This is a genomic window from Methylobacterium sp. Leaf100, assembly GCF_001422845.1.
Taxonomy (GTDB): domain Bacteria; phylum Pseudomonadota; class Alphaproteobacteria; order Rhizobiales; family Beijerinckiaceae; genus Methylobacterium.
On sequence record NZ_LMMW01000035.1, the window covers coordinates 1 to 12,276 of the forward strand.

The 12,276-nt window shown below is 65.2% G+C and carries 6 protein-coding genes and 2 pseudogenes; 6 read left to right on the top strand and 2 right to left on the bottom strand.

Annotated elements, in window-relative coordinates; all coding sequences use genetic code 11:
- Positions 1 to 505: 505 nt before the first annotated feature.
- Positions 506 to 1,912, top strand: a complete 1,407-nt coding sequence (locus ASF25_RS15660; RefSeq protein ID WP_200927308.1) for a TRAFs-binding domain-containing protein — start codon at positions 506 to 508, stop codon at positions 1,910 to 1,912.
- Positions 1,913 to 1,925: 13 nt separating this feature from the next.
- Here the strand turns inward: ASF25_RS15660 and ASF25_RS15665 are convergent, their stop codons facing one another.
- Positions 1,926 to 2,507 carry a hypothetical protein gene (locus tag ASF25_RS15665; RefSeq protein ID WP_200927309.1) on the bottom strand — a complete coding sequence of 194 codons (582 nt, stop codon included), beginning with the start codon at positions 2,505 to 2,507 and terminating at the stop codon, positions 1,926 to 1,928.
- A 295-nt stretch (positions 2,508 to 2,802) separates the two neighbouring features.
- Between ASF25_RS15665 and ASF25_RS15670 the strand changes: the two genes are divergently transcribed.
- The 5 genes and pseudogenes from ASF25_RS15670 to glgX form a co-directional block, all read left to right on the top strand.
- Positions 2,803 to 5,031 carry a patatin-like phospholipase family protein gene (locus ASF25_RS15670; protein WP_056305743.1) on the top strand — a complete coding sequence of 743 codons (2,229 nt, stop codon included), beginning with the start codon at positions 2,803 to 2,805 and terminating at the stop codon, positions 5,029 to 5,031.
- 553 nt (positions 5,032 to 5,584) lie between these two features.
- Positions 5,585 to 6,865 carry a toll/interleukin-1 receptor domain-containing protein gene (locus ASF25_RS15675; RefSeq protein ID WP_156369019.1) on the top strand — a complete coding sequence of 427 codons (1,281 nt, stop codon included), beginning with the start codon at positions 5,585 to 5,587 and terminating at the stop codon, positions 6,863 to 6,865.
- 27 nt (positions 6,866 to 6,892) lie between these two features.
- A complete protein-coding gene (locus tag ASF25_RS15680) occupies positions 6,893 to 7,867 on the top strand; it encodes a MoxR family ATPase (protein ID WP_056305747.1) in 975 nt (324 codons plus the stop codon).
- A gap of 4 nt (positions 7,868 to 7,871) precedes the next feature.
- A complete protein-coding gene (locus ASF25_RS15685) occupies positions 7,872 to 8,900 on the top strand; it encodes a hypothetical protein (RefSeq protein WP_056305749.1) in 1,029 nt (342 codons plus the stop codon).
- Positions 8,901 to 9,753: 853 nt separating this feature from the next.
- A pseudogene (glgX, locus tag ASF25_RS15690) lies at positions 9,754 to 11,901 on the top strand (glycogen debranching protein GlgX); the annotation flags it as partial.
- 39 nt (positions 11,902 to 11,940) lie between these two features.
- On the opposite strand, the pseudogene ASF25_RS22100 reads toward glgX, so the two are convergent.
- Positions 11,941 to 12,120, bottom strand: a pseudogene (locus ASF25_RS22100) (helix-turn-helix domain-containing protein); the annotation flags it as partial.
- Positions 12,121 to 12,276 lie beyond the last annotated feature (156 nt).

Sequence of the window (12,276 nt, forward strand, 5' to 3'; positions counted from 1 at the left end):
GGCCGGCTGCGCTCGCCCGACCAGCTCCGCCGGCCAAGCTACCCGTGGCGGAGCGGCCAACCGTGCACTAACTTTATCCTCGGACCACCTCGTGGGGGCCGATCATCTGCTGCGTGGCTTTGGTGTGGTTTGCCCCACAACGGGAGGGTTCGGGTTGAGCAATGGCCTAGGTAGAAGGATGGCCGCTGCGATCGGCCAGTCGGAGAAGCCAAGACCTCTCCACTCAGCATCCCAGGATTCCCATGACTACGCACCGGCAGCTGCATCCTGCTTGGCCGCGGTGCGGGTTGCTCGTCGACAGCTTCTTTTAGGTCTCGCGGTCGAGGTAACCGGCGATTATCATCATGCGTGTCCTCCGTTCGCGGCTGGTCCGGGCCAATCCCGGTCTCGCGCGACGGATGGTCTCAAGTCGGCTGGACGAACTGCGTGTCGCCCATAAGCTTCCGGCAAAGGCGCGCAGCAGTTAAGACGGGGGCAAGCGATGAAACCCTTATGTTTCGTTCTCATGCCGTTCGGCAAGAAGCCCGAGGAAGGTGGCAGGATCATCGACTTCGATCGCGTGTATCGCGAGATCATCAAGCCGGCGGTCGAGGCGGCCAACCTCGAGCCAATCCGTGCCGACGAGGAGAATGTCGGGGGGATCATCCACAAGCCGATGTTCGAGCGCCTGATGCTCTGCGATTACGCCGTGGCAGATCTAACGACGGCGAACGCCAACGTCTTCTACGAGCTGGGAATCCGCCACGGGGTGCGGCCCCACAGCACCGTGCTCGTCTTCGGACGTGGGATGCGTCTACCGTTCGACGTGGCTCCGTTGAGAGGGCTGCCATACGCGCTGGATGCGAACGGAGCGCCCGAATCTCCTGACGCCGACCGCGACGCCCTGGCCGCCCGCTTGAATTCATGCCGCGACCCTGTGGAGGACAGCCCGCTGTTCCAACTCGTGACGGACTGGCCGCGACCGGAGATCGCCCGCTTGAAGACCGATCGGTTCCGGGAGCTTGTGGCTTATTCCCGGGATTTCCGCGCCAAGCTGGAGTTGGCTCGCGAGAGCGGGCCGGAGGCCGTGGCCAGGGTCGAGAGCGAGCTCGACGTCGCGGACGCCGATCCGGCCATTGTCGTGGACCTGCTGCTCTCCTACCGTGCGGTGGAGGCTTGGCAGCGAATGGTCGATCTCCTCCCACGGATGGCCACCGTGCTCGCCCGCACCGTCCTCGTTCAGGAGCAGGTGAGCTTCGCCCTGAACCGCCTCGGGCGGCGTCGCGAGGCGGAACAGCGATTGCTGCGCCTCATCGAAGAATATGGCCCGAGCAGCGAGACCAACGGCCTGCTTGGGCGCGTGTACAAGGATCTCTGGGTCGAGGCCTCGGACGCCGGAAACGCTGCCGAGGCGGACGGTTGGCTCCGGAAGGCCATCGCGACCTATGTCGCCGGCTACGAGGCGGACATGCGGGACGCCTATCCCGGCATCAACGCCGTTACGCTCCTCGACATCGCCGGAGAGCAAGCGCGTCGGGACGAGCTGTTGCCGGTCGTGCGTTACGCCACCCGGCGTCGGTTGGGCCTCAAGCAGCCTGATTACTGGGATCATGCGACCCGGCTCGAGCTTTCGGTCCTCGGCCGGGACGAGGCCGAGGCGCGTGTGGCTCTGGCCGACGCCCTGGCCACGACCCGCGAACCTTGGGAGCCCAAATCGACCGCCCGCAACCTGGGCTTCATCCGAAAGGCGCGTGCGGTCCGGGGCGAAGGGATCGATTGGATCGTCACGATCGAGCAGGAGCTCGACCGGAGAGCGAAGGCGATGTCGGCGGACGCCGCCGGTGCCTCGGGGGGGTTGATCCCCGTGACTCCTTCAGGTCTCTCGCTGCATGGTGGCCGACCGCCCCGCCACATCGCGGGATCGAACACCTGAATCACGGCTCGACTCAGCGCCGCGGACCGGCCGGCGATGCCGGTCGCAGAATCTCGTAGGTACAGGCGAAAGCCACCGCCTCGTTCCGGTAGGTGTCCTTAACGTCCTGAGGGTCGCGAACGATCGCATCGCCGGGCCGGGCGATCATCGACTCGCCCCAGGGAGCCTCGAAATCGAAGCTGCCGTCGGCATCCCGAACGATGACGTACAGCATCTCGACGCCGCGGGGTCGATACGGCTGCCAGCCGTCCGCCCCGGCAGTCCCTGTGGGACCCTCGTAGCGCTGATCGAATTTGGCGGCCCCGACAAGGATTTCCTCGTTTCCCGTCTCTCGGCAGCGATTGCGCACCACCATGTCTCCGGCCTTAGCTGGCGGGCTCTGTGTCTCCTTCTCTCCGGCCAGGATCGTAACGACGATCTCGCCCGGCCGGGCCGGCCGAACATCGACAGGCTTACTCTTGCGCGCCAGTCCAACGCGCCCGTCCTGCTCTGCCGCGGCGAACAGGGTCGCGACACACGCGTGAGCCTCCGCGCAGCAAAGTATGGAACCACATACAACATATATGACCGACGTGTAACAAAGGCCTTTTCTCATGCTCACCTCCGACTCATAACAATATTGCTGCATCGCAGTCGTCCTCAAGATGCATTCGCGGGAATTGGCGTCGTCTCGACCAATATCCGGCGCCTCCGTGGGGATGCCGAGCTGGCGCCTTGCGTCCCTTAACGACCTGCTCGTACATCTTTTTCGATGAGCGGCACTGCATTACCGTCGCGTCGATCCGGCGGCGGGACCGATACCCACCGGCCCAGGGACGGCAGCGGTCGGAACGCTCGGCCGAGCCCTGCGGTCGCCTGTCCGGGCGGGGGCGAGAGAGCAGGGGGAGCCCATGGAGAAACCCGATTTCGATGCGGTGGAGCACTGGTTCAGGGCCAAGGCCTTCGGCCAAGCGCGGCGCTACCTTTTTGGCTTCGTTGAGGGTGCCGCGGGCAAGCGGCCGGACTGGATCCTGAAGGCCGTTCAGAAGCTGGCGTTGGCCACCTATAAGGACAACGAGCTTCAGGTCGAACAAGGCCTCCAGACAGCCTACCGGTTGCTGGAACAGCGCGCCAATCTCGCCGGCACGCAGGACCCGGAGACGCTCAACCTCGCCGGCGCCATTCAGAAGCGCATGTGGGATGTCGGTGGCGATGCGCGGGCGCTCACACGCGCGCTCCGCAACTACCGGCGGGCGCTTGCCGCAGCGCGCGCGGACGATAGGCTCGACGACTGGACCTACTCCGCCATCAACGTGGCCTTCGTGCTCGACCTCATCGCGAACGAGGAGGCGAGCGCCTGCTCACCCGAGCCGTCCGAACGAGCCGATGAACTGCGCCGCGAGGCAAAGGAGGTTCGGGGCACGGTCTGCGACCGGATCGACCAGCTTCGCTCAGACGCGGTCGACGGGACGTGGTGGCGCGCCGCCACGCTCGCCGAGGCGTATTTCGGCCGGGGCGACACCGACGCGACGCGTCGGATCCTCACTGAGGCCGTCGAGCGTTTCAAACCGGAAGATTGGATGCGAGAGACCCTCGCCCGTCAGTTCGCTGCGCTCGCCTACGTCCAGTGTGCCGCCGTGCAGGAGCGCGAGCGCGTGCTCGTGGCGATCTCTCCCCTGGTCACCGGCCCGGCCGCCCGGGTGCTCGCTACGGGCAAGGTCGGGCTCGCCCTGTCCGGGGGCGGCTTCCGTGCCGCCCTCTTCCACGTCGGGACCCTGGCGCGTCTGGCCGAGCTCGACCTGCTGCGGCACATTGACGTCATCTCGTGTGTGTCGGGCGGGTCGGTCCTCGGCGCGCTCTACTACCTCGAGCTCAAGAAGAAGCTGCAGTCCAAGGTCGACGGCGCCATGGATCGGGCGGACTACGTCGCGGTGGTCGAGGAGGTGAGGAAGCGACTGGTGAAGGCGCTACGGAAAGATATCCGCACCGGCGCAATGCTGCGCTCGCTTCGACGCGGCTTGCGGGACCGGACGCTGGTCACGGGTCGCATGCTCGGATCGGCGCTCTACGCTACGCCGGAGAAACCGGACCCGACGCTGCACGATCTCGTCTTCACGCCGTGCGGCGAGGATGATTCCTTCAATCCCAAGCGTCACAACTGGCGTCGCGATGCGAAGGTGCCGATCCTCGTCATCAACGCGACAACGCTGAACACCGGCCACAACTGGCAGTTCACCGCGAGCTGGATGGGGGAGCCGCCGAGCTCCATCGAGCCGGAGATCGACGCGAGCGAGCGGCTGCGGCGGCTCTACCTCCTCGGCGAGGCGCCGCCGCCCCACGACGCGACCTCGCTCAGCACCGCCGTCGCAGCCTCGGCGGCGGTACCGGGCGTCTTTCCGCCGATCCACCTCGACGCGCTCTATCCCGACCGAAGCATTCGCCTGTCGGACGGCGGCGTGCACGACAACCAGGGTATCTTCAGCCTGATCGAGCAGGATTGTACCATCGTGTTCATTAGCGACGGCTGCGGACAGCTCGTCAGCGACGCTAAACCGCGCTTCTTCGCCCCGTGGGTCATGAAGCGTGCCAACGACATCCTCATGGACACGGTCCGCCGCGCGACCTTCCGTAATCTTCTCTTGCGTCTTCGGACGCGCCGTCTGCGCGAGTTGCGCTTCCTCCACCTGAAAGCGGGACTGCCAACCTCGGAGGTCACCTGGATCGGCGGCCAGCCGGCGGCCGGCGACGCCGTCCCGACGGATCGGATCGATTCCGGCCTGGACCAGCGCGTGCAGCGGGGGCTCGCCGCCATCCGCACCGACCTCGATGACTTCTCGCAAAACGAGTGCGACGGCCTCATGTTGGCGGGCTATCGGATCGCGGACCGGAACTTCCGCGCCCAGCCCTCCGCACTGGCCGGAGATCCGGAGCTGCGCGAGAACTGGTCGTTTCTGCGTGTCCGACCGCTCATGGACGGGCAAGACATCTCCGACCCTGATCGGGATCAGAGCGCCCGAGCTGCCTTCGCGGAAGAGATCGAATGTGGTGCGAATTCCTTCTTCCGCCGAGCCAGGCTTTCCCGGCTGGGCCGCCGTCTGCGCAGGCGTTTCAATCCGCGCGGCCGGACGCGACCCGCATGAAGCTTGATCGCGGCCGCGCCGCACTGTGACGTGGCGCCTCAAGGTGCGCTGCTTCCACTGCAGCCACTGCCCAGGGCGGATCTTCGTCGAACGCCTGCTGGGGCTGGCTGCGCGCAAGGTGTGAACAAGCTTCAAATCGCAACCCCACACACAATAGAGCTTAAGCTACTGCTGTGTAAGCTGAATTTAATTTCGAAGTGGGATCACGGTCGGCACCGATCGTGATCCCACTTCGGTTTCGGTTTTAGCGGCTTGAAGAATGAGTTACCAGAGTTTCTGCCGGGGTCACTCCGCGAAGGCGATTCACAGAGAGGGGCATCCGGCGCCATTCAAAGCGCGAAAGGGTGGACCCCGCTCAGGTTGGAAGGCACACCATTGGCGAAACTACTCTTCACAAAAAAATCAGCCTAGTAGGCCTAACAGCGTCGGATTACGGCGCGGCCAGCCCTCAGTGAGCATTAGTCAGGTAAAGACGATATTTTTGTCAAGGAGCAACATTTCGACACTAGAAACCTGCATCGCTAACTCAAGCAGAGGCTAACTGGGCAGGTAGATGAGCAAGCCCAAAATATTCGTAAGTCACAGCGCGCACGCTGAAGTTTCGCGGCGGACGTTGCGAGAAATCTACTTATGGCTTACTGTAAACGGCTTCGATGTCCTGCTCGACACGGCACGTCTCGACGAGGATGTGGGTCGACCATGGCGCGCGTCTCTGAACACCTGGATGGAGCTGTGCCAGGGCGCCATCGTCCTGATCGACGAGCGCGCGCGCGATCAATCGCTCTGGGTGCCCCACGAGATCGCGATCCTGTCGTGGCGACGCAACTGCGACCCGCGCTTCACCCTCGTGCCCGTGCTGATCCCGCCCGTCACTCCGCCTTCGTTGGGAACGAGCCGGCTGGAGCCCTCGGCACTGGACAAGCTGCAATGCCTCGTGGCCAGCGATCCGCCGGCCGAGCCGGAGCTGGAGACGATTGTCCAACGCGCCGCGGCCGGCGAAGCGCCGCCGGGCTACATCGCCGCGGTGCTGGCGCGGCTGCCCTCGAGCGCTGAGGACAGGTCGCGGCCGCAGAGCATCGAAAACATAGAAAGGCTGATCTCAGAATGCCTAAACTCGGTCAGCGACAACGGCATCCTTGCGGCGGGGCAGATGCTGGGCGGGGATCTCGGACGATGGTCGCCCAACCTGGACCGACGGTATGCGCTGGCACGCCTTCTCATGCAGGCTGACCTCACGAGGGTCCTCGATGTCCTACGCACGCTGATGCTCCCAAAGGAGCGGCGCCGGCACATCGTCGAGCTATTGTCAACCTGCTGGATCGACTTCCGTGCCGCCGACGCCGTAAGATCGGCCAGGGATGCACCGGCGCCCGATCGCTTGCTGGCAATCAATGCCTGCGAGATTCAGGTCTCGCGCATGTACCTCTGTCGGGCATGCGGTACGCCGTCCGATGGTTGCTGGCCGACTATACCGCTGCAAATCGGACTGCGCGAGGACCTCGTCGAGGACTTCATCGAGCAGATCGACCGCCAGTTCTCCGAAGGCGTTCCGCCGGAAGAACGCGGACGGTATCTCTCCTGGCTGCGCATGCCTGATCCCGAGCTGGAGCCGGTCTTCGTACTGTTCCCCCCGCCCGAACCTCAGAAGCAGATCCTCGACAGATTGCGCCGCGTATATCCCCGCCTCACCTTTCTGGTGCTGACCGAAGATCGCGTGCCCATGGAGGAGCGGATGCCGGTTTCCGGAGCTAGGTTCATTCGCCCCGAGGTCGATCCTGCTCAGGCACGCCAGGTTCTAGCCTGGCGTATCGGAGCCGATTTCTACTATCGATAAAACAAACTTTAATGCAGGACGGATCCGATGAAATACAAGGCTCTGTTCAATCCGTCGCACGTCCAGTCCTTCCGGACTGATTTCGACGCGGCCCTCCGGCAGCCGGCGGATCGGCGGGACGGCGAGGTGTATGTCTACGACGCCGAGGAGCAGGTCGTTCTCGCCGTGAACGTGGCTCTCGCCACCGGCCGTCCGCTGCTGGTTTTCGGGCCGCCCGGCTCGGGAAAGTCGTCGCTGGCCGCTAATATCGCGCGTTCCCTGGGCTGGCGCTATTACGAGACTACCGTCACGTCGCGAACCCAGGCCCAGGACCTACTCTGGCACTACGATGCGATCCGTCGGCTTGCGGATGCGCACCGGCAGGGTAGCGCCGCAAGCCCCCAGGGCGGCAGCGAGGCCGACCTGCACCGTTACATCGAGCCCGGGATCTTCTGGTGGGCGTTCGATCCCGACAGCGCCCGCCGGCGCGGATGGGCCGATCAGCAGTGCCCGTTCCCGACGGCCCTAGATCCGGCAAACGCCGGCGGAGCCGCGGCCGTGGTGCTGATCGACGAGATCGACAAGGCCGATCCCGACTTGCCCAACAACCTACTTGTCCCGATCGGCTCGTCGAGCTTCACCGTCGTCGAGACGGCAACCGTGGTGCGGGCCGAAACCCCACCTCTGATCATTATCACGAGCAATGGCGAGCGGGACCTGCCCGCGGCATTCCTGCGCCGGTGCATCGCGGTACAACTGCCCGAGCCCAACCTCCAGCGGCTCGTCACAGTCGCGACAACGCATTTCGGGCCGGACCATGACCAGCTTTACCGGGAGCTCGCACAAAAGACATTTGAGCTTGCCGCCGAGTACCGACGGCGCGGGCTACGGTCCCCGAGCGCCGCCGAGTACCTCGACGTCGTGCGGGCCTGCCTGAAGTTGGGAATCGCACCCGAGAGCGAGGTGTGGCAATTCCTGATCCGCGCCGCCTTGGCCAAGGCCGATAGCGGGAGCGCGGTCTGATCAGATGGATCCGCATTCGCGCGCGCGCGGGAGCCGTGCCAACGACGTGTTCCTGGGAGACCTGGCGATTGCTCTCCACGTGCTGGCACCGACGGACCAGAGCAGGGTCGCCGACATCGTCCGCCTTCTCGGCTTCACCCTCGACCTGGAAGCGGCCGGCGGCGCCCAGCAGACCGAGCGGGATGAGATGATCCCGGATTTTTCTGAATCCGCACCGGAGTCTCCCTGGCGGAAGGAGTTCGTCGCACCGAGTGCGGAACTCGACGCGCGCAGGGAGGAAGGGCCTGGCGGTCCCCCCATCCCCTTGCGGGCGCTCCCCGACCGGAGCGACGTTCGCGACTACCGCAAGCGGTTGCAGGGATGGCGGTCGCTGCCTCGCGAACGGCCGCGAGCCTCCATCGAAGCGCCGCCCTCCCTCGATCTTGACCTGTTCCGTCAGCGCCTCGCGCGGTCCTTGATCTCGTTGAGCCTGGCTGTCCGCACCGACGACGGAGAGCCCGCAGTGGAGGCGCTGGTCGATGCGCTCAGCTTCCAGCGGCCCATTCCACGTCGCCTGCCGCGCCGGCCCGCCCCGACCCTGCGGTTCGGAGTGCAGGTGGTCTTGGATCGGCGGGAGGCAATGCGGCCCTTCTTTTCCGACCTGAATAGCCTCATTGCAACCGTTCGGGCCGTAGTCGGCCACGAGCGGACCGAGGTGGTAGCTTTCGACCTAAGGCCGGATCTTCTGCTGCGAGGCCCAATGCAGCGGACGCCTTATCATCCGCCACCGCGAGGCACGCCTGTGCTGCTGGTCTCGGACCTCAGTATCGGCTGTCCACCCTGGTCTGGAGTCCTGCCCGATCCGGGGATGTGGCGACGCTTCGCGGAGGAGTTGCGCGCGAGCGGCTGTCCTCTCCTCGTCCTCGTTCCCTATCCGCCGCGCCGCTGGCCGGGCGGCCTGCACACGCACATGAAGCTGCTTCATTGGGACCGCGGTGTCGGCGTCGGTGCCGTGCGCCGCCTGGTGGGGATCGGCCATGATTACGATCGATGAAGGCCGGCACCTGCTGAATCACTTCGCGCTGCAAGCCCCGGACGTGGTCGCGCTGGCCGAAGTGGTCTCACTCACCGCGGCAGTCAGGCCGGAGCTGCTGCGCGCCGCCCGTCTGCAACTCGTCCCGGCGGCCGACGGCGGGACCGAGGCGGATCTCTGGTTCAGCCCTCTGGTGCAGTCAGCGGGGCCATCCGGCCTGGTCCTGGAGCCATGGGCCGTGGGCGCTTTATGGGAGCGGCTCGCCGGTGACCAGGAGCGGCTCGACCGCTCCTACCGCCTCACCCGCCAGATCCACCGGCACGCGGCGCCGACGGTTCGCCTGGCCGACAAGCTGACTTGGCTCGGGCTGGCGGTGCACGCCGCTGACCGGGCGGCGCGGATCGACAGAAGTTTTCGGCAGGTTCTCGCCGCACTTGTCGCCGAGGAGCGCGATCAGCTGGCCTACTGGATTCACCGGATCCTCCCGCGCCTTCCCGTGGCGGTACGCGCGGCACCGAGCTATGCGCCCCTGGCCTGGGCGGCGATGGCCCGGCTCCCCAATCACCCGGCCCTGCCGGTCGAAACGCCGCCCGAGGCGATGCGCGATTGGCTGCCCGCCATCCTGCCGAAGACGGTCCGGATGCTCACCGTCGGCCTGCTGCGACGCAGGGGAGCCCTGGAATTCCAGGTGCCGCCGGCCGGTGCCGCCTTTTCGTTTGAGGTTCCGGCGTTGACACCAGTCATGCTTGAGATCGCCGACGCGCGCGGGCGCCAGCCGGCGACGGTGCTGACGCTGTCCGACGGGGGGCGGACGATCGTCCCGGTCGACGAGGATGTTCTTGAGATCCGGACCGCTCTAGGCACGCGCTACCGCGTGCCGGCGGAACTCGAAGTCGAGTCGGCGTCGTACCGCTTCACGACGGCGCCGGATGGTACCGATGTCGGCCGCCTGGGTGCGGTCTGGGATGGTCGGGGCGTCAACTTTGCCTTGTTCTCCGCCCATGCCACCAAGGTCGAACTGTGCCTGTTTGATGCGGTGGGGCGTCGGGAGATTCAGAGGCTGCCATTGCCGGAATGTACCGACGACGTCTGGCATGGCTACATCCAGGGTGCCGGCCCTGGCCTCGTCTACGGCTATCGCGTGCACGGTCCGTACGAGCCCGAGGCCGGCCACCGCTTCAACCCCAACAAGCTGCTGCTCGACCCCTACGCTAAGGCGCTAGTCGGCTCCGTCACGTGGAACCCAGCGCTCTTTGGTTACGTGATGGAGAGTGGCGACGACACCACCTTCGACACCCGCGACAGTGCCCCCTTCACCCGCAAGTGCCGGGTCATCGACCCCGCCTTCACCTGGGGCCACGACCAGAAGCCGGACGTGCCGTGGGACAAGACGATCCTGTACGAGACCCACATCAAGGGCTTCACCAAGCTGCACCCAGCGGTTCCCGAGCACCTGCGCGGCACCTATGCGGGCCTCGGCAGCCCCGAGGTGCTGGCCTATATCCAAGGCCTCGGCGTCACCTCGGTCGAACTCTTGCCAGTTCACTCCTTCATCGACGAGATGTACCTGCTCGAGAAGGGCCTGGTGAACTACTGGGGGTACAACACCCTTTCGTTCTTCGCCCCAGCCGGGCGCTACGCCGCCGAGCCGGAGTTCGCCACGTCCGAGTTTAAGGAGATGGTGGCGGGCATGCACGGGGCCGGCCTCGAGGTGATCCTCGACGTGGTTTACAACAGCACAGCAGAGGGTAACGAGAAGGGCCCGACGCTGTCCTTCAGGGGCATCGACAACGCTTCCTATTACCGCCTGCTGCCGAACCAGCCGCGCTACTACATCAACGACACCGGCACCGGGAACACGCTCAGCCTGACCCATCCACGCGTGCTGCAGATGGTTACGGATTCGCTGCGCTACTGGGCACAGGAGATGCACGTTGACGGCTTCCGCTTCGACCTCGCGACGATCCTCGGCCGCGAGCCATACGGCTTCGACGAGGACGGCAGCTTCTTTCGCGCGCTACGGCAGGACCCGGTGCTGTCGCGGGTTAAGCTGATCGCCGAGCCCTGGGACGTAGGGCCGGGCGGCTATCAGGCCGGCGGCTTCCCGCCGGGCTGGGCCGAGTGGAACGACCGTTTCCGCGACGACGTACGCGGTTACTGGAAGGGCGATGCCGGGCTCCTGCCGGGACTCGCCTCGCGCATCACGGCCTCGGCCGACAAGTTCAACAGGCCGGGGCGCCGGCCCTGGGCCTCCGTGAACTTCATCACGGCGCATGACGGCTTCACATTGAACGACACCGTTTCCTACAACGAGAAGCACAACGCGGCGAACGGCGAGGGCAACCGCGACGGGCACGGCCACAACCTGTCTTACAATTACGGCGTCGAGGGCCCGACCGACGATCCGGAGATCCGCTCGGTCCGCCTACGCCAGATGCGCAACATGCTCGCCACCCTTTTCCTATCGCAGGGTACGCCCATGCTTCAGGCGGGCGATGAGTTTGGTCGCACCCAACATGGCAATAACAATGCTTATTGCCAAGACAACGAGCTCTCCTGGCTCGACTGGGGAAGTGTCGATGATTATAGTACGAGCCTAAGGAATTTCACCCGGAGACTGATTGCGTTGCGCGGCCAGTATCCGATGCTTTCGATGCCCGTCTTCCTGGACGGGAAGCCGCAAACGATCGGCGGTCAAATCCTACAGGATGTTAGCTGGATCGACGCGACGGGTGCGCCTGCCTCCAACGAAAGCTGGCAGGATCCAGCGGCGCGCTGCATAGGCATGCTGCTCGATGGACGGGTTATTGAGGGGGCCGCAGCCCAGGTGCAACGCCTGCTGCTCGTGATCTTGAACGGCGACGTTGGTACGGTTCGTTTCCTGCCGCCAAAGCTGCTGGCGAAATGGATTTTGCTGCTTGATACGGCTGACCCGGAAACGACATCAAGAGAGCTGAACGCTCCCGAACGTGGCCTAGATGTCGTCGGCCGCAGCCTCGTCGTGTTGGAAGGGCGACCAGAGCCCATTGTGGCCGGCTGAACCACGAGCGACCGTCCAATCGCGCGGCTCCTTCGGCCCCATGGCGGCATCGGCCGTCGTCTGCCGATCACGCCACTTCTGGATCGTGGTCGGGCTGACGCCGTAGCGTTTGGCAGCCGCTCTCACGCTCTCTTGACGTAGCTGTATCGCGCGACGGACTGCCTCCGTCGTGCGGGCGCTTCCGTGAAGAACTTGGCCCATAGCGCGTCCCTTGCAGCGTGATGGCCAATCGTACCACCACACTGCGGGATCAAACACCTAGAGCTGTTGCCGTTCAGGTTGGGTCATAAGCGTCGTATCCTGCGGCGGTGATGTAGTTTCGGCATTCGGTTGGGCGGAAGGCGTCGAAGGCGTTTT